The 20652-nt window shown below is 65.3% G+C and carries 19 protein-coding genes and 1 pseudogene; 8 read left to right on the top strand and 12 right to left on the bottom strand.

Annotation, left to right across the window (positions count from 1 at the left end):
- Nucleotides 1-123 precede the first annotated feature (123 nt).
- The 4 genes from kce (at nucleotide 124) to AC1D34_RS15885 (ending at nucleotide 4294) form a co-directional block, all read left to right on the top strand.
- On the top strand, nucleotides 124-1050 hold the full coding sequence (kce, locus tag AC1D34_RS15900) for a 3,5-dioxohexanoate:acetyl-CoA acetone transferase (RefSeq protein WP_441491173.1): 927 nt from the start codon (nucleotides 124-126) through the stop codon (nucleotides 1048-1050).
- 8 nt (nucleotides 1051-1058) lie between these two features.
- Nucleotides 1059-2099: an SMP-30/gluconolactonase/LRE family protein gene (locus tag AC1D34_RS15895; protein WP_441506740.1), complete on the top strand. Its 1041-nt coding sequence runs from the start codon at nucleotides 1059-1061 to the stop codon at nucleotides 2097-2099.
- Between the two features lie 26 nt (nucleotides 2100-2125).
- Nucleotides 2126-3337 carry an ABC transporter substrate-binding protein gene (locus AC1D34_RS15890; RefSeq protein WP_441491175.1) on the top strand — a complete coding sequence of 404 codons (1212 nt, stop codon included), beginning with the start codon at nucleotides 2126-2128 and terminating at the stop codon, nucleotides 3335-3337.
- Between the two features lie 240 nt (nucleotides 3338-3577).
- Nucleotides 3578-4294: an amino acid ABC transporter ATP-binding protein gene (locus AC1D34_RS15885; protein ID WP_441506741.1), complete on the top strand. Its 717-nt coding sequence runs from the start codon at nucleotides 3578-3580 to the stop codon at nucleotides 4292-4294.
- A gap of 153 nt (nucleotides 4295-4447) precedes the next feature.
- On the opposite strand, the gene ubiA is transcribed toward AC1D34_RS15885, so the two are convergent.
- From ubiA to AC1D34_RS15855, 6 genes are all read right to left on the bottom strand, one after another.
- Nucleotides 4448-5362 (bottom strand): 4-hydroxybenzoate octaprenyltransferase, encoded by a 915-nt coding sequence (ubiA, locus tag AC1D34_RS15880; RefSeq protein ID WP_441506742.1) that lies wholly within the window; start codon nucleotides 5360-5362, stop codon nucleotides 4448-4450.
- A gap of 182 nt (nucleotides 5363-5544) precedes the next feature.
- A complete protein-coding gene (locus tag AC1D34_RS15875; protein WP_476824697.1) occupies nucleotides 5545-6336 on the bottom strand; it encodes an endonuclease/exonuclease/phosphatase family protein in 792 nt (263 codons plus the stop codon).
- Between the two features lie 111 nt (nucleotides 6337-6447).
- Nucleotides 6448-6942 (bottom strand): hypothetical protein, encoded by a 495-nt coding sequence (locus tag AC1D34_RS15870; protein ID WP_441506743.1) that lies wholly within the window; start codon nucleotides 6940-6942, stop codon nucleotides 6448-6450.
- 183 nt (nucleotides 6943-7125) lie between these two features.
- On the bottom strand, nucleotides 7126-7626 hold the full coding sequence (locus tag AC1D34_RS15865; protein ID WP_441491179.1) for a sugar O-acetyltransferase: 501 nt from the start codon (nucleotides 7624-7626) through the stop codon (nucleotides 7126-7128).
- A gap of 190 nt (nucleotides 7627-7816) precedes the next feature.
- On the bottom strand, nucleotides 7817-8746 hold the full coding sequence (locus AC1D34_RS15860; RefSeq protein WP_441506744.1) for a hypothetical protein: 930 nt from the start codon (nucleotides 8744-8746) through the stop codon (nucleotides 7817-7819).
- Nucleotides 8747-8757: 11 nt separating this feature from the next.
- A complete protein-coding gene (locus AC1D34_RS15855; protein ID WP_441491181.1) occupies nucleotides 8758-9564 on the bottom strand; it encodes a MerR family transcriptional regulator in 807 nt (268 codons plus the stop codon).
- A 156-nt stretch (nucleotides 9565-9720) separates the two neighbouring features.
- On the opposite strand from AC1D34_RS15855, the gene AC1D34_RS15850 reads away from it, so the two are divergent.
- The 3 genes and pseudogenes from AC1D34_RS15850 to AC1D34_RS15840 form a co-directional block, all read left to right on the top strand.
- Nucleotides 9721-9939, top strand: coding sequence for a hypothetical protein (locus tag AC1D34_RS15850; RefSeq protein ID WP_441491182.1), 219 nt, complete (start codon nucleotides 9721-9723; stop codon nucleotides 9937-9939).
- Nucleotides 9940-10115: 176 nt separating this feature from the next.
- On the top strand, nucleotides 10116-10829 hold the full coding sequence (locus AC1D34_RS15845) for a riboflavin synthase subunit alpha (RefSeq protein ID WP_441506746.1): 714 nt from the start codon (nucleotides 10116-10118) through the stop codon (nucleotides 10827-10829).
- 340 nt (nucleotides 10830-11169) lie between these two features.
- Nucleotides 11170-12789 (top strand): annotated as a pseudogene (locus AC1D34_RS15840) (potassium transporter Kup); the annotation flags it as partial.
- A gap of 28 nt (nucleotides 12790-12817) precedes the next feature.
- On the opposite strand, the gene AC1D34_RS15835 reads toward AC1D34_RS15840, so the two are convergent.
- The 6 genes from AC1D34_RS15835 to AC1D34_RS15810 form a co-directional block, all read right to left on the bottom strand.
- Nucleotides 12818-13756, bottom strand: coding sequence for a LysR substrate-binding domain-containing protein (locus AC1D34_RS15835; protein WP_476824694.1), 939 nt, complete (start codon nucleotides 13754-13756; stop codon nucleotides 12818-12820).
- Between the two features lie 92 nt (nucleotides 13757-13848).
- On the bottom strand, nucleotides 13849-14619 hold the full coding sequence (locus AC1D34_RS15830) for an ABC transporter ATP-binding protein (RefSeq protein ID WP_441491186.1): 771 nt from the start codon (nucleotides 14617-14619) through the stop codon (nucleotides 13849-13851).
- Nucleotides 14616-15485, bottom strand: coding sequence for an ABC transporter ATP-binding protein (locus AC1D34_RS15825; RefSeq protein ID WP_441491187.1), 870 nt, complete (start codon nucleotides 15483-15485; stop codon nucleotides 14616-14618). Before AC1D34_RS15825 ends, AC1D34_RS15830 begins: the two co-directional genes overlap by 4 nt.
- Nucleotides 15486-15496: 11 nt before the next feature.
- On the bottom strand, nucleotides 15497-16414 hold the full coding sequence (gene nikC / locus AC1D34_RS15820; RefSeq protein WP_441506750.1) for a nickel transporter permease: 918 nt from the start codon (nucleotides 16412-16414) through the stop codon (nucleotides 15497-15499).
- Entirely contained in the window at nucleotides 16411-17430 is a 1020-nt protein-coding gene (locus tag AC1D34_RS15815; RefSeq protein ID WP_441491365.1) for an ABC transporter permease, read from the bottom strand. The genes nikC and AC1D34_RS15815 overlap by 4 nt, the downstream gene beginning before the upstream one ends.
- Before the next feature lie 45 nt (nucleotides 17431-17475).
- A complete protein-coding gene (locus AC1D34_RS15810; protein WP_441491189.1) occupies nucleotides 17476-19071 on the bottom strand; it encodes an ABC transporter substrate-binding protein in 1596 nt (531 codons plus the stop codon).
- 248 nt (nucleotides 19072-19319) lie between these two features.
- Here AC1D34_RS15810 and AC1D34_RS15805 point away from each other — a divergent pair, with 248 nt between their 5' ends.
- Nucleotides 19320-20300, top strand: coding sequence for an alpha/beta hydrolase family protein (locus tag AC1D34_RS15805; protein WP_476776158.1), 981 nt, complete (start codon nucleotides 19320-19322; stop codon nucleotides 20298-20300).
- Nucleotides 20301-20652: the final 352 nt, after the last annotated feature.

The raw sequence follows: 20652 nt of genomic DNA, 5'->3' as shown, positions 1-20652 counted from the left end.
TCTCCTGCCTGCCGGTGAAGGTGAAGGGCGGCTCGGCCGGCTGGACCCGGGCTGTCGCCATTCTGAACGCATGACATCGCAGGCATAGGTCGAAACACAACGGCCGATCCCGGGGAGGGGCATATGGGCAAGGTCATCATCACCTGTGCGGTCACGGGCGGCATTCATACGCCGACCATGTCCGAGCACCTGCCGATCACGCCGGGCGAGATCGCCCAGCAGGCGATCGAGGCGGCGGAGGCCGGCGCCGCCATCCTGCATCTGCATGCGCGCGATCCCAGGGATGGGCGGCCGACGCCCAATCCGGCCGTGTTCATGGAGTTCCTGCCGCGGATCAAGCAGGCGACCGATGCGGTGATCAACATCACCACGGGCGGCGGTCTCAACATGACCGTCGAGGAGCGTCTTGCCGCGCCGCTTCAGGCCGCGCCCGAGATGTGCTCGCTCAACATGGGCTCGATGAACTTCGCGCTGCATCCGCTCGCCAAGCGCTACAGCAACTGGAAGCATGGCTGGGAAGAGCCCTATCTCTCCGGCACGAAGGATTTCATCTTCCGCAACACCTTTGCCGATATCGAGCGGATCTATAAGCTGCTCGGCGAGGGGCACGGCACCAAGTTCGAGCATGAATGCTACGATGTGGGCCATCTCTACAACCTCGCCCATTGCCTCGATCAGGGCTGGTTCAAGCCTCCGGTCTTCCTGCAGCTGATCTTTGGGATTCTCGGCGGCATCGGCGCCGACATGGACAATCTGATGTTCATGAAGCGCACGGCCGACAAGCTGTTCGGCAAGGACTATCAGTGGTCCGTCCTGGCCGCGGGCCGCCACCAGATGCCGTTCTGCACGCAGGCTGCGATGATGGGCGGCAATGTCCGCGTCGGCCTCGAGGACAGCCTGTTCATCGGCCGCGGGCAGCTCGCCCGCAGCAATGCCGAGCAGGTCGCCAAGATCCGGCGCATTGTCGAGGAACTCGGAATGGAGATCGCGACGCCGGCGGAAGCACGCGCCACGCTCGGGCTGAAGGGCGGCGACCAGGTGAACTTCTGAGGCGCGCCATGGCGGGGACACCCAATCCGATCGACGGCTTCACGGTCGATCCAGCGGCGATCAGCTATGTCGGCGAGTGCCTGCAGCGCCCGGAATGCATCCTGGCCGAGCCGGACGGCACGCTCTGGTCAGCCGATGCGCGCGGCGGTGTCGTGCGCATCGTCCCGAACGGGCGCCAGCGGCTGATCGTGCAGCAGGCGAGCCGCGGCTTTGCCGAGGCCGGAAACGACGAGGACCGCTTCGTCGCCGGCACCTTGCCGAACGGGCTGGCCTTTGCCCGCAATGGCGACATCCTGATCTCGAATTTCGGGACCGACCGGCTCGAGATCATGACCCGGGACGGGCAGACGCGCGTCCTGATCGACAACATCGACGGCGAGCCGATCGGCAAGGTCAATTTCGTGCTGCGCGACAGCCGGGACCGGATCTGGTTGACGATCTCGACCCGGACGAAGAACTGGATGAAGGCGATGAGCCCCGCGATCCGGGACGGCTATGTCGCGCTCTATGATGGCGGGCGCCTGCGCGTCGTCGCCGACGGCTTCCATTTCACCAACGAGATCAGGCTCGATGCCGCCGAGGAGTGGCTCTATGTCGTCGAGACCTGCGGCCGCCGCGTGACGCGGCTGCGTGTCGGCGGGGATGGCAGCCTTTCGCAGCGAGAGACATTCGGCCCCAGCGATCATGGCGCCTTCATCGACGGCATCGCCTTCGACGCCCACGGCAATCTCTGGGGCACCCATGTCATGACCGACCGCATTTTTGCGATCACGCCCGACGGCGACCTGCGCATCCTGCTCGACGATGATCGCGGCAGCGCGGCGGGCAGGGCGCTGATGGCGGCCTTCGCCCGCGACGAGGCGACGCCCGAGCTGATGCTCGCCTGTGGCGGCAGCATCGCCCCCTGGTTCGCCAGCATCACCTTTGGCGGTCCCGATCTGCGCACCGCCTATATCGGCAGCCTGAGGGGCACGCGCATTCCGACATTCCGGTCACCTGTTGCCGGATTGCCGCTGGCTCATTGGCACGGGAACGATCGACCCGCCTGACGGTCGACGGATTGGGAGGATTTGGAATGCGGATCAAGTTCGTAGCAGCGACGGTCGCGCTGGCGCTCGGGTGGCCGGGTCTCGCGGCCAAGGCGGAGGTCTCCGACGGAGTCGTCAAGATCGGCGTCCTCACCGACATGTCCGGCGTCTATTCCGACATCACCGGCAAGGGATCGGTGCTGGCGACCCGGATGGCGATCGATGATTGCCTTGCGGCCGAATGCGCCGGCATGACGATCGAAACCGTCTCGGCCGATCATCAGAACAAGGCCGATGTCGCCTCCGTGATCGCGCGCGAATGGATCGACCAGCAGAAGGTCGATGTCCTCGCCGACATGTCGAACGCCTCGCTCCAGCTCGCCTTGCCGCCGCTGCTGAAGGAGAAGAACCGGGTCGGCCTGTTTCCGGGCGGCACGGCGCGGCTGACCGGTGACGCCTGCCAGCCCGATCATATCGTGCAATGGATGTGGGACACCTATGTCCAGGTCTCCGGGGTCGCGAATGCGCTGACGAAGCCCGGCTCGAAATGGTATCTGGTGACGGCGAATTATGCGCTGGGACACCAGCTCGAAGCCGATACCAAGACCCTGGTGACGGCCAAGGGCGGGAACTATCTCGGCTCGGTCCGGCATGCCTTTCCCGCAACCGAATTATCGTCGCAGCTCCTGACCGCGCAAGGCTCGGGCGCCGACATCATCGCGCTGGCCAATGCCGGTGGCGACACGATCGCCGGGATCAAGACGGCTCGGGACTTTGGCGTCGGCCAGGGCGCCCAGAAGCTGGTCGCCTTCTTCATGACCGTGATGGATGTGAAGAGCGTCGGCCTCCAGGGCGCGCAGGGCACCGTGCTGACGGAAGGCTTCTACTGGAACCTGGATGATCGGACGCGCGCCTTCTCCGAGCGCTTCAAGGCGAAGAACGGCACCGTTCCCTCGGCCATCCATGCCGGAATCTATTCGGCGGTCCGGCATTATCTCAAGGCGGTCGCAGCCGCGAAATCCGACGACGCCAAGACCGTCATCGCCAAGATGCGCGAGATCCCGATCGAGGACGATGTCGTGCGCAGCGCGAAGCTGCGCGAGGACGGACGCATGGTCCATGACTTCTACGTCTTCCAGGTGAAGAAGCCGGAAGAGTCGAAGGGCGACTGGGACTTCTACAACCTCGTCGCGACCATCCCCGGAGACCAGGCCTTCCGCTCGCTCGCAGACGGCGCCTGCCCGGCTCTCAAGAAATAGAGAGGCGTCGCCGATGGTCTGGGGTTGGGGACGTCATCGCCCTGGCCTCCAGGCCAGCAGCGACGCCGCCCCGCGCGCGCCGCCGGTTTCGTGGAGACCGGGACGGGGTGTTCGGAGACACTGGAGGTGGCGCCTGTACCACCTTCCGGCTCATCCCCATCTATGTCATGATCACTATCATTGACTTCGCGCATTGCTTCGACCTGACGCAATGGAGCCGGCGGCTCGAGCGGAGGCTGCATGTCGCTCCTTGATCTGAATGACGTGGTCAAGCGCTACGGCCAGCACACGGTCTTGAATGGCGTGTCGCTCACCGTCGCGAAGGGGGAGATCGTCGCCGTCATCGGCCGCTCAGGCTCGGGCAAGAGCACCTTGCTGCGCTGCGTGAACGGGCTGGAGCCTATCCAGGGCGGCACCATCTCCTTCAACGGCACCGTGGTCAACGATCCCGGCACGGATCTGCGCAAGCTGCGCCAGCATGTCGGCATCGTGTTCCAGAGCTTCAATCTCTTCCCGCATCTCAGCGCCGAGGAGAACATCACGCTCGCGCCCAATGTGGTGAAGGGGGTGCCGCTGGCCGAGGCACGGCACCTGGCTGAAACCGTGCTGCGAAAGGTGGGACTGGCCGAGAAGATCGACGTCTATCCCGATCAGCTCTCCGGCGGTCAGCAGCAATGTCTGGCCATCGCGCGTTCGCTGGCGATGTCGCCGCAACTCATCCTGTTCGACGATCCGGAGCTGGTCGGCGAGGTGCCGAAACTGCTGGAGGAGATGGTGCGCGACGGCATGACCATCATGCTGGTGACCCACGACATCGGCTTTGCCTGCAAGGTCGCCAACCGCGTGGCGTTCATGCACCAGGGCCTGATCTGGGAGGAAGGTCCCGCGGCCGCGACGCTCGCCCGGCCTCGCACGCCGGAGCTGGAGACGTTTCAAAGCGCTGTCCTATTGCATTGAGCTCACCGCCGGCAGGAGCAAATTAAGCGGGTCGAACGTCCGCTTAAGGGGGGCAGCTGCTGGCGAGGGCGGAGATCGAGGGGCATGAGGATGCACGTCAGTCGGGAACCGCGGGCTTTAGCGAGCGAGTTTCACGACAGACCGCGCCTGGCCTCACATCGTCCCCAGCAAGGCTGCAGCTGCCAGCAGCGCCCCGGTCAGGATGTTCGCCAGGAACAAGCCAAAATTCACGTCCGGGCGGGCAAGGTCTATCCGCCAGGTCTGCCAGGCCAGATGCGCGGCGATCAGCAGCATGCCGATGGCGTAAGGCGGCGACATGCCCAGCAGCCAACCGCCGAGCGACCAGGCTGAAAGCGTCAGGGCATAGAACAGCCCAATCCACGCCTTGCCGTGCCGCCCGAACAGGATCGCCGTCGATTTCAGGCCGAGGCGGCTATCATCCTTCACGTCGACATAGGCATAGACGGTATCGTAGCCGATCTGCCAGGCGATGGCCCCGGCCCACATCAGCACCGCGCCGGGCGGGATATGCCCCGCGACCTCGGCCCATGCCATGAGCATCCCCCAATTGAAGGCCGCGCCCAGGACGGCCTGCGGCCAATGGGTGAAACGCTTGCAAAGCGGGTAGATGAACACGAGTGGGAGTACGCACAGCGCGACCAGAGCTGTGTATGGGGCAAGGACAAGCAGCAGCGCAGCCGCCAGCGCAAGCTGCACGCCCAGAAAGACGAAAGCTTGTCGCGTGCCGATCTGCCCGCTTGCCAACGGCCTGAAGCGGGTTCGCTCGACATGGCCGTCAAAGTTCCGATCGGCGATATCGTTGATGGTGGAGCCGGCGCTTCGCATCAGCAACGCACCGAGAGAGAAGATGGCCAGGAGCCCGAGGTCGGGAACGCCATCGGAGGCCTGAATCAGGGCGGCCCAACAGGGGAACAGCGTGAGCCATATGCCCACGGGGCGATCGAGCCGCGCCAGCCGCGTATAGGGCCGCCATGCGGCCGGCAGCCGGCGATCGACCCAATCGCCCTGATGGATGTCGCTCAAGTCCGGGCGGCTTGCAGTTGTCATGGSCAGATCTATGTCCTGTCGCGAACTTCCGATGAACGCGACAGTCTTGTCCGCGATTCCAGCACCATCGCAGAATGGAATTTGTGCGCCAAGGATCGAAGCCGGCAATGGGGGCGACGCGGCGCGCCATCCGCTTCCGACAAGCGCTCCCGCAGCATGTCGCGGATTTCCGGCGGCGTCTGTCATATCGTGAGAAGAAGCGGTCGATGGTCCGAGACCTCGGGATGCTCGACCACCGTGAATTCGATCACGTCGATGCTGCTGCGCACGAGCATATAGTCGGCGTAGCGACCCGCCTTCTTGTAGTGCGAGGTTCGGGTGTCGGTGCATCCGGTCGCCGTGACGAGGTCGTGCAGGCCGATCTCGGCCAGGATGTCGAACGTCCGGCTGCCAGGTTCGACATTGAAATCGCCGCAGACGACCAGGCGCTCCCCGGGCGGCGCGACWTTCGCGATCAAGCGCGCGAAGCGCGTCGCCTGCTCCAGGCGCTCTTGTGTGTCCTGCTTGCCCGCGAGGTCGCGAAGCCCGTGCATATGCGCGATGGTGATCGGCCACCCCCGTTCGAAATCGAAAAGTCGGATGACATGAGCATTGCGCGACCTGGGATGGTCTCCGTAGCCATCCCAGGAGAACGCCCTGTGCACGAAGCCTTGTGCCTGCCCGATGATCGGATAGGCAGATCGCACGAATGTCGCCAGGCCCCATTGCGAGGGCACGGGTTTGCCGTCGTCCCAGAGAACGCCCTGCGCCGCCGGGAAGAACATCGCGGTATGGTCGGGCAGAGCCGCGCCAATATCGCGGAAAAAGTTTGCACGCTGGGGAAGAACATGATCGCCGTCGCGGTAGGTCAGCCAGTCCTTTGACGACGAAGGCGTATGCACGACTTCCTGCAGGCAGAGGATGTCGGGTAGAGCGCTGCGGAGATAGGCGTCCGATGCGGAGAGAGCGCGGATCACGCGGAAATCCCGGACAATGACTAGCGCCTTGTCGCGCTGCGCGGCAATTGCCGACACGTGCTGCACCGTCCGTCGTGCGGCCGTTGCGGAGAGACGCGTATCGGAAGGTCCGATACGCGCCGGGTCTTCTCAGTTGATCGACTTGATGCTGCCGAAGATATCGTCGAGCGCCTTGGCGTGCGTCTCGCGCTCTTCGTCATTGCCCCAGACGGTGATCATGATCATCCGGCCGCTGCCGGCCGGCATCAGGATGAAATCGACTGTCGTCGGGCCGTTCGCGTCAGTGGTGCGGAACTGGAAGACGGTCGAGGAAATCCCGTTGATCGGGACTTCTGCCTGGATCGGCTTCACCTGCTTGATCTTGTTTTCCTTCATCCAGGATTCGTTCGTGGCCATCATCTTGTCGATCTCGCGGGCATGCGCGAACTCGACCGAGAAGAAGATCGCCTCGTCCTGCGGGCGCGCGGAGTAGCCGAACTCGATCTCCTGCGTCTTCCAGTTGTTCGGAACGGTCAGCGTAATGGCCGGGTTCTTGTCGGGAACCGCGAAATTCTTGGCGGCGGCAGGCACGACGCACAGAAGCGCGGCGGCGAAAGCCGCAAGGCAGAGACGGGCGATAGACATGGGAGAGTTCTCAAGAGCCAGGTGACACATGTGACCTGCAGCCCGCTCGTTTCCTCTGCGCCACCAATGGCGCTGACGCAATGCCGATGGACCGGCCGTGCCGCGTAAACTTTAACCGGCCCGGCATTCGCCAGGGGATCGCGGGCGAAGGAGCATTTGACTGCCCATTATACGGGCGGTTCTTCAGTCGGCGATCGAACGAATGACCCGCGCCGGATTGCCACCGACAAGGGTGTTCGAAGGAACGTCTCTGGTGACGACCGAAGCCGCCGCGACGACCGAATTCTCTCCGATCGTCACGCCACCGATGATGGTCGCACCGGCTGCGATCCAGACATTTCTCCCGATCGCGATGGGCTTTGCGGTGACGCGGGCGCGCCGTTGGGACGGCTCAAGGGGGCGGCCGGTCGTGATGATGCTCACATTCGGCCCGATCAGCACGTCGTCGGCAATATCGAGCCCGCCGAGATCATAGAAGGTGCAGTTCTGATTGACGAAGACATTGCGCCCGACACGGATATTGACCCCATTTTCCGTATAGAACGGCGGTATCAACACGAAACTGTCGTCGACCCTCTTGCCGATGAGATCGCTGAACAAGGCCCGGACTTCATCGGCATCGTTATAGGTCAAACGGTTGAGGGTGGCGGTGATCGTCATCGCCCGCTTGACGTTTGCCGACATCGCCGCCGATTCCGGCGTTCTCCTGGGAATGAACCTGGTGCGATCATCATTCGCCATTCGGTATTGTCCTCCGGGCGCGGTCAAGCGAGGTCCCGGTGCATGACAGCGCCGCCGGGATTCGCTGAGGGTAGCTGCAAATCGCCGGGATAAGCGGCCAAACGTCCAGGCGCGTCCACTCCCAGGCAGGCATTCAGCTTTGGTTTTCCAAGGCCGTCCGCAGCATGTCGTAGGTGGGCGCCAGGTCACGAAGGGCGGTCGCCGCAACGGCGTCGTTGCCGACAACCAGCGGATATTGCATCGCGCCGATCAGGCGCGCCTGCCTGTCGGCAATCCGCGCGGCCTCGGCATAGCCGGCGCGCGCCAGGCAGGCTGCGGCATCGACCGCGCGGCGGGCGCCGACCCTGACCGCGAAATGGACCATATGGCCGCGCAGCGCCTCGTCGCATCGCGCCTCGATCCGTGCCGCCAGGGCTTCGGCTGCTTCGCCATTGCCGAGGCTTCCGGCCGGCATGCCGAGATCGCCGTCCATCGACAGCCAGCGGATCGCCGCCGGGACGGACGCACGGATCGTCTCCACCTCGCTGACCTCTGCGACGCGCCTGAAGGCGGTTCGCATGGTGTAGGGCGCGCCATAGATCAGCGTGCTGGCGCTCCAGGCGGCCATGAAATCGGCGACCGGCAGGGTGGCATAGGGATAGCCTTGCGGATCATGCATCACCACGCGCTCATTATCCGCTTCAAGGACGACGACGTAGTGGTCGGCCTCGATCGGTCCACGCATGCCCGGCTGGTGCCGCAGATGCCCCATCTCGACCGGGCCGATCCAGACCGGTCCGCCAGCCAGCGCCGCCTTGAGCCGGGCGAGGGCCTCCTCGGCCTCGCCGCCCTGCGTGACCGTCGATGTCCAGCCGAGCGACGAAAGCGCGTCCTCAAAGCCCTTCTCCGGGTCCCAGCCATAGGGATCGAAGAATGGCAGCGTGCCGCCGATCAACTGCATGCCGAACGGACTGCCGATGGCGATCTCGATCACCGCGGTGGAGGGCGCGTCGGCCCCGAACATCATCGCGAAGGAATTGGCGTAGCAATAGGGGCCGGAGCCCGTATAGGAAAAATGCGTCATGGCGGGCTCGCTTACAGGGTGATCGGATAGGCGACATCGAAACGTGCGCCGCCGGTTCCGGGATAGGTTTCGCAGGGGCTGTCGCTGCAGCTCAGATCGCTTCGTGCGTCGAGCCACGCCTCGATCGCGTCATAGACGCGCAGGACGAGCGGGAAATCTTCATAAGCCCTGGGCACCGGCAGATAGGCCTCGCGCCGCGCCGGCTGCAGCCATAGGCGCAGGTCGCCGGCAGGTTCCAGGCTGCCCTCATAGGCGATGGCGACCTCGACCAGACCTTCGCTGTCGCGGCTGACGAGGCTGTGGCAATGCACGCTCATCGGCCCGTCGCCCGGCAGGCCCGAGCCCCGCAGATGGGCGCGGATATCGGCCTCGGCGCTGGCGACGAAATCGTCGAGGGCCTCGACGCCGACGTGGCGCTGGCGGGACACGACCTTGCTGGCCTCGATCTCGCGCAAGCTTATCGCCGTGGCCAAGGCGGGTTCACCACCGTCGGCGTGTCGGGCAAGCGCCCGAACACCCTCGGTCTGCTCTGCCAGAAGCTCGTTCTGCGCGCTGAGCCATGTCTGCAACTCGACGGCGCGCGCCTCGGGCGCAAGCGCGACAAGCTGCCCGACGCGCGCTACCGGCAGACCGAGCCGCCGCAGCCTGGCGATCAGCCGCGCCCGTGGCGCCTGCTCGGGGGCGTAATAGCGGTACCCGGTCTGCGGATCGACATGGGCCGGCACGAGCAGGCCCTGTTCGGCATAGAGCCGCAAGGCCTTCGGTGACAGCCGCGTGGCGGCGCCGAAACGTCCGGCAAGAAGATAGGAATCGCTCATGAATCCATCTCTAGAGTCAGCCCTTGGGGCGAGGTCAAGCGCCCGAAGGAGCCTTCGCCATGGCGGCCCGACCTCGGCCTTCCAGTCTCCGGGCTGGCGATGTCATCGGGCTTCATGGCACGATCCGAGCCTTGCCATTCAGACGTGGAGCGCCTGATGACCAATGCCAGCGCCGGGAACCCCGTTGCCGACGAGGCTCCGACTCATCCCGAGGAAATCAGATCCGAGTTCGACCTGCGTGTCGGCAAGCACATCACCCTGCAGGGACGGGCGCGGATCACTCCGGCTGGCTTGATCTGCTCCGGGCTCGCGGTCGCCATGGTGACGTTTGCTCTGGGCTACGTTGCCCGCTCGCTCCCAGCGCGGCGGCGCTGAGCCTTCGGACCGGCATGGTCCATCGCCCCTGCGCCCGTTCATCCGGGCTGTCCTGGTCAAAGCGGCCGACAGCCAACTCCGACCCATCGCGGACGCTCGCAGGCCTTGCCCTGATCGACTGGCCTGCCGCATCCGGCGAGCGCTATAAGGCGCGGCTCGAGAGGATGAGGACAGCGATGTTCACCGGCATTGTTCAATCCGTAGCGCGGGTTGCAGCCATTGAGGACGACAATGGCATCCGGACCTTCACGCTCGATTTCCCCGCAGGGTTTACCGATGGGCTCGGCATCGGGGCCAGCGTCGCCGTGGATGGCGTCTGCCTGACGGCAACGACGATCATGTCCACTGAGCGGGTGCTCTTCGACGTCATGCTCCAGAGCCTCGCGGTCACCACGCTGGGGGATTGTGGGCCGGGCAGCATGGTCAATGTCGAACGGGCGGCGAAGGATGGCGCAGAGATCGGTGGGCACCCTCTCTCGGGCCATATCGACTTCGCAGCGCGGATCGACCTCATCAAGGAATACGGAGGCAACAAGGCCATCCGGTTCTCCATCCCTCGGCCCTTCGAGCGGTACATCTTCCCGAAAGGCTACATCGCCATCAACGGATGCAGCCTGACGGTCTCGGAGTGCAACAAGGCCGAGGGCTGGTTCGAGATCTGGCTTATCCCCGAGACGCGCCGGGTGACGAATCTCGACGCCAAGCGAGAGGGTGACGCGGTCAATGTCGAGATCGAACGGGGGACTCAGGTGGTTGTCGACACGGTGCGGGACACCGTCGCGGAAAGCCTCGGCGAGCTGCGCCCGTTGCTCGAAGCCCTGCTGAAGGAACGTGGCCTGGCTCTGGAGGACTTGGTGACGCCCTCGGCCCTGTTGCCTCCCCGTCACTGAGGGGGCGCGGCCTCCGCGCCTTGCGGAGCTCGTCCTGCCTGATCGCGAACCGCAATCGTCGGTCTTCACCTGAACCGGCCAGGGCCCCTGAAGGCGTTTGGGTGACTCAGACGCGGCCCCATGGTTCTGGTCCAACTTGACCTCCGTTCTGGCCGATCGTGAGGATCAGACCAGGGGCGCACGGCATCCCGCACGGCGAGGAAGCGCAGCCCTTTGGACGGGCGCCTGACCTGCGGGACGACGATGGTCCTTCCGACCCGCGCGACCGGCATCCTCGCCCCCTAGCAATTTGCCCCCAATGCTCGCAGATTATGTACTGGGTTGCAGCTGGGATCGAACCATGACTGCCCACAGCGCTCAGGTAACGAGACCGCCCGCTGCCCTGCCGGTCGCCGCCACGCTCGGCGCTCTCGGCGTCGTCTATGGCGATATCGGAACAAGTCCGCTCTATGCCTTGCGGGAAGCGGCGAGGGCGGCGACCCAGGGCGGCAGCCTCAGTCAGGATGCGGTGCTCGGCATCGTCTCGCTCATCCTGTGGGCGCTGATCCTGATCATCTCCATGAAATACGCGCTGCTGATCCTGCGTGCCGATAATCGCGGCGAGGGCGGCATCGTCGCCATGCTGGCCCTGCTCTCGGCCCGCAACGCCGAGCCGGGGAGCTGGCGCGCCTATCTCCTGATCGTCGGCCTGATCGGTGCGGCGCTGCTTTACGGCGACGGCGCCATCACCCCGGCCATCTCGGTGCTGAGCGCCGTCGAAGGCCTGAAGCTCGACGCGCCGGCGCTGCAGCATGTCGTGGTGCCATTGACCGTGGTCATCCTGATCGGCCTGTTTGCCGTCCAGAAGAAGGGCACAGGCTTCATCGGCGCGATCTTCGGTCCGGTCATGCTTGGCTGGTTCATCATCATCGCGCTGCTTGGCCTCCACGGCATCGCCCAGGCGCCCGGCGTGCTTGTGGCGCTGAGCCCGCTCTACGCCGTCAATTTCCTGATCCACCAGGACTTCCATGTCAGCTTCGCCATTCTCGGCGCGGCATTCCTGGCCGTCACCGGCGGCGAAGCCATGTATGCCGACATGGGACATTTCGGCCGCCTGCCGATCAGGCTCGCCTGGTTCGGCATTGCCCTGCCGGCGCTCGTGCTGAACTATTTCGGTCAGGCCGGACTCCTGATCACCGACAGCGCCGCGCTGGATAATCCATTCTACCAGCTGGCGCCGGACTGGGCGCATTACCCGCTGGTCGCCCTTGCCACAGTGGCGACCGTGATCGCCTCGCAAGCCATCATTTCCGGGGTGTTCTCGCTGACGCAGCAGGCGATCCAGCTCGGCTTCCTGCCCCGCATGCATATCGAGCACACGGCAAGCCACGAGATCGGCCAGATCTATGTGCCGCTGGTGAACTGGCTGCTGGCGGCGGCGACGCTCGGCGCGGTGATCGGCTTCGGCTCGTCCGATGCGCTGGCAGGCGCCTATGGCATCGCCGTCTCCCTGCTGATGGCCATCACCACCCTGTTGGCCGCGCTCGTTGCGCTGCACTGGGGCTACCCGCCGCTGATCGTGATTGCGGTCAACGGCTTCTTCCTCGTCATCGACTGCATCTTCTTCGCCGCGAACACGACCAAGCTGTTCGAAGGCGGCTGGTTCCCGCTCCTGCTTGCGGCCGCGGCCGCCTTCGTGATGCTGACCTGGCGCAGCGGCGTCAAACTGGTCGAGCGCGCCCGCCGCAATCTGCGCCAGCCGGAGGAGGAGCTGATCGAGAGCGCGGTCGCGACCTGCTGCTCGCGGCTGCCCGGAACCGCCGTCTTCATGGCCTCGGCTCCCCATGGCGTGCCGCTCGCGCTGACGCAGTTCGTCAAGCACAACCGCGTCCTGCATGAGCGCATCCTGCTGGTCACGGTCGTCATCGCAGAGGTCCCCCGCGCAGGTGGTCGAGCTCGGAACCGAGATCGAGATCTGACGGGCATGGGCAAGCGGCTGCCTTTACCCGTTAGCAGCGGACCAGTTGCGGCTTTGCACTGACCGCGTCCTGCTCGTCCTCGCTGACGGTGCGCCAGAATTGCTCAACGACCGGACGGGAATTCGACAAGGACCGATAGAGCCGGATATCGACCGTCAGGTCCCAGCTGGCATCGGCGGCGCGCACGAGTTGCCCGCTGGCAAGATCGAGCCGCACGATGCTCTCCGGTATCCAGGCCAGCCCCCAACCGGCCAGAGCCATCGCCTTCAGGCCTTCCGACATCGTGTTCTCGTGGATCGTGATGCGTTCGAGCGCTCGTCTCGCGAAGAGATCCGCCAGCACGTGATGGAAGAACGATCCGGCGCCATAGGCGAGGTGCCGCGCCGGGGTCGCTCCCGGCTCGATCCGGTGAAGCGGGCGACCGCTGGCGTCGGGGGCCGAAACCGGGACGACGCGCTCGTCGCCCAATCGCATATGGATGATGTCGCTGTCCACGATGAAAACCGGCACCGCGCTATGCGAGTAGATCAGCAGAAAATCGCTGCCGCCTTCCCGCAGCGAGGTCACGAGGGAATCGATCCCGTTATTGTCCGCGCTCACTCTCGTCCGCAGCCCGCCGAAGCGGGGCTCGATGCGCCGCAGCCATTGCGGGAAAAAGGTCAGCGACAGCGTGTGGAGCGCCGCGAAGGACAGGGTGTTTGCACGCAGGCCCTGCTTCTCCCGCAGCTTGTCCCTGGCGCGATACAGGTCCTGCAACAGCTCCTGCGCGGTCCCGCGGAAATTCTCGCCTGCCGAGGTCAGCCGGACCGGATAGGAGGCCCGATCGACGAGGGGCAAGCCGACCCAATCCTCGAGTTGCCTGATGCGGCGGCTGAAGTCGGACTGGGTGACATGGCGTTCGGCAGCGGAACGGGAGAAGCTTGCCGTGCTCGCAAGGCTGAGGAAATCCTCCAACCATTTGACCTCCATGGCGTCCTCCCTAACGCGACAGGGTCGCAGCGCCCGGCCGCGTCCAGGGCGATGCCGCGTCGACATCCACCTCCGTCCGCCCCACGGCCGGGCTAGTCCGCATCGAGGCCGACCAGCGCACGATCATAGCCGGCACTGGCTGCGATGAGCCTCTGCGTGTAGCCGCTATGGGCGCGCGCCGACATCAGGTCGGCGACGCCGAGCTCCTCGATCAGCTTGCCCTGGTTCATCACGGCGAGCCGGTTGCACAGATTGGCGACGACGGGCAGGTCGTGGCTGACGAGGACGCAGGTGAGGCCCTGTTCGACCTGGATGTCGCGGAGCAGGTTGAGAACCTCGGCCTGGACGGAGACGTCGAGAGCCGAGGTCGGTTCGTCGAGAAACAGGATGCGGGGCTCGAGGATGAGAGCCCGCGCGATCGCCACGCGCTGGCGCTGGCCGCCGGAGAGCTGGTGCGGGTAGCGGTAGCGGTAGCTCTCGCCAAGACCGACCTGGGCAAGCACGCGGGAGACGCGCGGGCCGATGCCGGCGATGCCGTGCACCACCAGCGGCTCCGAGAGAATGGTGTTGACGGTGTGCCGTGGGTGCAGGGAGCCATAGGGATCCTGGAACACCATCTGGGCCATCCGGTAGAACGCGAGATCGCGCACCGGTCCCACGGTCTTGCCGGCGATCCTGATGGTCCCCGACCATTGCCGGTTGAGGCCGGCAAGGCACCGCAGGATCGTCGTCTTGCCGCAGCCGGACTCGCCCACCAGCCCGTAGACGGTCGCTTCGGGAATCGAGAAGGAGACGTCGTCGACGGCGACGGACTGGTTTTCACCCGCGCCGAAGGCGACGCGCAAATGGCTGACTTCGATCATGCTTCCGCCGGAATGGGTTCGTTGCGCCAGGACGGGTCGCGCTCCAGCACCCGCAGGCGCTTGTGGCCGTCCTCGAGCCGGGGCAGTGAGGCCAGCAGCCCGCGCGTATAGGGATGTTTCGCCTGGTGAAGGTCCGCGGCGGGGCATCGCTCCACGATGCGCCCGGCATACATGATCAAGACCTCGTCGCAGAAGGTCGAGACCAGGTTGAGGTCATGGCTGATGAACATCAGGCCGATGCCGCGGGTGGTGACGAGCTCGTCGAGAATGGCCAGGACCTGGAGCCGGACGGTGACGTCGAGCGCCGAGGTCGGCTCATCCGCGATGATCAGCTCGGGCTCGGGAATGAGCATCATGGCGATCATGATGCGCTGGCCCATCCCGCCCGAGACCTCGTGCGGGTAGAGCGCGAAGACGCGCTTGGGATCGCGAATGCGGACCGCCGCCAGCATCTCCAGCGCCCGCTCGTTCGCCTCGGCGCGGGAGGCGCGATGATGCACGCGAAAGGCTTCGGCGATCTGATGCCCCACCCGCATGACCGGATTGAGCGAGTATTTCGGATCCTGCAGGATCATCGAGACGCGCTTGCCGCGGATGCCGAGCATCTCGTTTTCGCTCAGTCCTGCGAGCTCGGTCTCGCCCAGTTTCATGGACTTGACGGTGGAGGTCGCTCCCGACGGCAACAGGTTGAGGATCGCCCGCCCGGTCATCGACTTGCCGGAGCCGGACTCGCCGACGATGCCGACCTTGTTCCGGCCGACCTCGAAGCTGATGCCGCGCACGGCCTCCACCAGGCCGCGCGGGCCGGGAAAGCCGACGCGCAGGTCCTCGACCGTGAGGATGGGGCTCTTTGTGGTCCCGGACATCGTCCCCTCCCTCACGAGCGCGGGTTGAGCATGTCGCGCAACCCGTCTCCGAACAGGTTGAAGGCGAGGCTGACGGTCAGGATGGCCAGGCCGGGCATGGCGGCGAGATACCAGTGCTCGAGCAGGTATTGTCTCGCCGTCGAGAGCATGGCGCCCCATTCCGGCGTCGGGGGCTGGGCGCCCAGGCCGAGGAAGCCGAGGCCGGCTGCGGTCAACGCGACGCTGGCCATGCTCAGCGTCACCCGCACGACGACCGAGGGCAGGCACATCGGCATGACGTGCTTGAAGATGATCCGCGGTGTCGAGGCCCCCATGACGCGGACGGCATCGACATAGTCGCTGGAGCGGATCGTCAGGGTTTCCGCCCTGGCGAGACGGGCGATCCCCGGCCAGGAGGACAGCGCGATGGCGATGATCGCATTGTCCAGGCTCGGGCCCAGGGCGGAGACGAAGGCCAGCGCCAGGATCAGGCTCGGGAAGGACAGGAAGATGTCGGTGATCCGCATCAGCAGCGCTTCGACCCAGCCTCCGAGATAACCGGCCGTCGCGCCGATGCACAGGCCGATCGGCCCGACGATCACGGCAACGAGGCCGACGATGTAGAGCGTGGTGCGGGCGCCATAGACGATGCGGCTGAAGACATCCCGGCCGAGCTCGTCCGTTCCGAGCCAATGCGCGGCGCTCGGGCGCTGAAGCCGTTCGGCCAGGACCTGGTCGAAGGGCGAGTGGGTGGCGATCCACGGCGCCATCAGCGCGACCAGCCCGATCACCAGCAGGACGACCACGCCGATGACGGCGAGGGGGTTCGCGGCCAGGCGCAGCCAGGCGAGGTAGAAGCTCTGCATCCAGGCCTGGAAGCCCGATTGCGGTGCCTCGGCGAGAAGCCAGGATCGCAACGAAGCGTTGCGCTCGAAGGAATGAGCCGTCATCGGGTGCGCGGATCCAGGAAGCGGTAAAGGAGATCGGTGATCAGGTTCAGGCAGATGAAGACCAGACCCACGATCAATGTGCAGGCGAGAACGGCGTTCATGTCGCCGATCATCAGGGCGGTCGTCAGGTACTGACCGAAGCCGGGCCAGGCGAAGACCGTTTCGGTGAGCACCGCTCCTTCGAGCAGCCCGCCATAGGAAATCGCAATGACCGTGGCGAGCTGGACCAGCACGTTGCGGAAGGCATGACCCCAGACCACGCGCCGCCGCGAGAGCCCTTTGACCCGCGCCGTGGTGATGTATTCCTGGCTCAGCTGATCGAGCATGAAGCTCCGGGTCATGCGGCTGATATAGGCCATCGAGGAATAGCCGAGCAGGAGAGCCGGCAGGATGATGTGCCGCGCGGCGCTGACGAACACGTCCCAGTCGCCCGCCAGTGCTGAATCGACGAGCAGCAGCCCCGTCCGCTTCGGCACGGCGTCGAGATAGAAGATATCCACCCGGCCGGAGCCGCCGACCCAGCCGAGCCAGGCATAGAAGACGATCAGCCCCATCAGGCCGAGCCAGAAGATCGGGACGGAATGGCCGATCAGCGACAGGAGCCGCACGGCGTGGTCGATCGGTTTTCCCCGATAGACCGCAGCGGCGACGCCGAAGGGGATGCCGAGCCCGCTGCCGATCACGATGGCGACGGTGGCAAGCTCGACCGTCGCGGGAATGACATGTCTGAGATCGTCGGCGACGGGATTGCCGGTGAAGATCGCCCGCCCGAAATTGCCGCTCAGCATGTCGCGCAGGAACATGACGAACTGGATGTAGAGCGGCTGGTCGAGCCCGAGCTTGATGCGCACGTTCTCGTAGACGCTGGCATCGGCCTTCTCGCCGACGACCGCGGCGATCGGGTCGAACGGCAGCACGCGCCCGATGAAGAAGGTCAGGGCCAGCAGGCCAAGCAGGGTGAGCGCGACGGAAAGCCCGCCGCGCAGGGCCGGCGCTGCCCAGCGCGGCAGGCGCAGGCGGGCGTTTCGGCGCGGCGCGAGACCGGTCAGGGAGCTCACGCCTCACTCCTTCTCGATCGTGTCGTAAAAGAACTCCGAGCCGTTATATTCGAAGCGCTTGACCCGCTTGTGCAGGGCCATCGCGCCCAGCCGCTGGAAGATGCCGATGATCGGCGCCTCGCGCATGTGGCGGCGCTGCAGCTCGGCATAGAGCGCGGTGCGCTTGGCGGGGTCGCGCTCCACCTGCGCGGCCTCGACCTGCTGCTTGAACCAGGCGTCGGGCGCCCATGCGGCACGCCAGGCCAGGAAATTCGTCGCCTTCGCGGCATCGCTGTTGTCGGGGTTATACGCCATCCGCAGCGCCATATCGTTGGCATCGGGATAATCGTAATCATAGACCGCCATCAGCATCTGGAAGTCGCGGCTGCGCATCAGGGTGTAGAGCTGCGCCGTCGCCATGGTGCGAATATCCAGCGTCACGCCGACCTTCGCGGCATTCTGCTGGAAGTTCTGCGCGAGATCCGGAAACGGGTAATTCGTCATCGTCAGGACGGTCTTCTTGAAGCCGTCGCCATAGCCTGCCTCGGTGAGGAGGGCCTTTGCCTTGGCGATGTCCAGCCGATAGGGGTCCTCGCCCTTCGGCAGCGCCCCGAACACGCCGGCCGGCACGAAGCTCTGGCGGATTTCGGCGCGCCCCTTCTGCACGGTCTCCTTCAGCCCCTGATAATCGATCAGGTAGCGAAAGGCCTCGATGACCTTCGGGTTGCTGAGGATCGGGTCCTTCTGGTTCAGCGCGAGATAGACACTGTCGAGTCGCGGCTGAAACTGAAAGCGCAGTTCCGGATTGGCCACCATGGCCGCCAGTGACGAGGCTTCGACCGACTTGGCGTAGTCGATGTCGTTCTTTTCGAGCAGGAGCCTCTGCGCGCCCGGTTCCGGGACATGCCGCACGATGATCCGCTTCATCGCCGGCGCGCCCTTCCAGTAGGTCGGATTGGCTTCCAGGATCGCGACTTCCTGGGCGCGCAGCGTGTTCAGGCGGTAGGGGCCGTAGCAGGCGACATTCGTGTTCAGCCAGCCGGCGCCGAGATCGCCGTCCTTCTCGCGCGCCATGATCGTGTCGCGGTCGAGGGCCGACCCCATGCGGTGGTTGGTGAAGGCAAAGGGCGTCACCGAGGGCGCCAGATCCTTGGCGAGGGTGATGACGAGCGTGTGGTCGTCCGGTGTTGCGATCTGATCCGGCGAGGTGAGCCCCCAGTCGCGCATCAGGCTCGCGCTGACCAGGTTGAGCTTGATCGACCGGCGCATGGCCCAGGCGATGCTCGACGAGGTGACCGCATTGCCAGACGGGAAAACCATGCCGCGCCGCAGCGCGAACGTCCAGGTCTTCCCGTCCGGGGAGCTCGACCATGTCTCGGCGATACCGGCGACGACTTTCGAAGGATCCTTGTGATCCAGCGAGAGCAGCGGCGTGCACATCTGCCGCAACAATTCGTTGGGAAACGACTCGTTGGCTGCAGCCGGATCGAACGTGATGAAGGTGGTGAGGTCGCTCGCCATGACGAATACGTCCTTGGGCGTCGCGGCCTGTCCCGGAGCCACGGCAAGGCCGAGCAGGAACGAGCCCGCGAGAGCGGCTCGGGTCAATCTGCGTAACATAGCGAACGCTCCCCATGCGGATCGACATCAGCGGAAGGGCCGCCTCGATCACGATATTCTTGAGGGCAGGATGTTTGAAAAGACGAGCGGTATCAAGATAACAGTTATGAGTTAATTGCATAAACTCAATACATTTTCGAATACATTGCAATAAGTATTCGATACACCCCGCATATTTGCGATATCGCTTGACTCTCATACTGCAAGATACTTCAGTTTGGAAAATTATCTAGGGATGGAACGCGAATATGTCTCTGTTTGCATCGAGCGTCGCCTCTGTCGGGGATTGGATGCTGCCGTTGAAATGTGCCGTTGCGGCGTCGACCCTGGCGCTGGGGCTTGCCCCTCCGGCTCAGGCGCAGCCGTCAAACCCCTGGGAGGCGGTCGAGCATCCCCGGCCGGGCCGGTTGCCGGCCGATCTGGAGCGCCCCGGCGAGCAGGCCTGGTTCGTCCCGGTGGGCCGGGATGCGCAGGGGGCCGAGATCCTGCTGCCGGCGCGCGTGTTCAGTCCGGTCGGGCCCGGCCCGTTCCCGCTCGCGGTCGTCAGCCACGGCTCGCCCGCGAATGCGGCTGCGCGCAAGACCATGGCGCCGCCCGAATACCGGGCGGGGGCGGAGTGGCTGGTCTCGCGTGGCTTCATGGTCGTGTTGCCGCTGCGTCGCGGATATGGCCCGCGCGGAGGCGAATGGGCCGAGGCCTACGGACCGTGCAGCCAGCCGGACTACGTTCGCGGCGGGCTGGCGACTGCGGATGATATCCAGAATGTCGCGCGCTATTTCGCGACCCTTCCCACGATCCGGGCCGACCGCATCCTGCTCGTGGGCCAGTCGGCCGGGGGCTGGGGCTCGCTGGCCGCAGCGAGCCGCGGCCCCGAGAGCGTGCGCGCCGTCATCAATTTCGCCGGTGGCCGCGGTGGCTATGCCGGCGGCCGGCCGAACAACAATTGCGCGCCGGACAGCCTTGTCGACGCGGCGGCGACCTTCGGCCGTTCATCGAAGATCCCGACCCTGTGGATCTATACCCGGAACGACCGCTTCTTCGACAGCGCCCTGACCGCCCGCATGGCAGGGGCCTATCGCTCCGCCGGCGGCGATGCCGAATATCATCTCCTGGGCGCATTCGGCGAAGACGGGCACAGGCTGTTTCCGACGCCGGAGGGCCGCGCACTCTGGCAGCCCTATGCCGACCGGTTCCTCGATCGCATCTGGGGGGCGAGCGCAAGGCCTTGATGCGACGCTTGGGGCGCCGGCCGCAACGGGTATCTGGCCCGTCCAGGAGGCTGGAATGGGCAGCCACGTCCCGGCTGGACACATGAAGGTGGCCACACGCCTCATGGCTGGACAGAGGGGGGCGCACCAAGGCTTCCACGTCCGGGGTCTCGCGTCTGGCACACAGGCTTCGCGCAGTTTTCGCCTCTCGCGACTTCCCCTTTCCAACTGTCGGGAAGTCTCGCTGCCACAAGGCGAAGCAAGCAGGGCCTAGTCGCTATTGCCCATGTTTGGCAAAGGCCGTCCAAGCAAAACTGGGGCGAAAGGGGAGACCTCTGCCTTCCCTTTCGCACGCTTGTGGGCGGCGTTGGAT

It is taken from the genome of Allobosea sp. P1_A7 (assembly GCF_056406775.1).
Note: the sequence above shows the minus strand (reverse complement) of the source record. Positions and strands in the feature narration are given on the sequence as shown.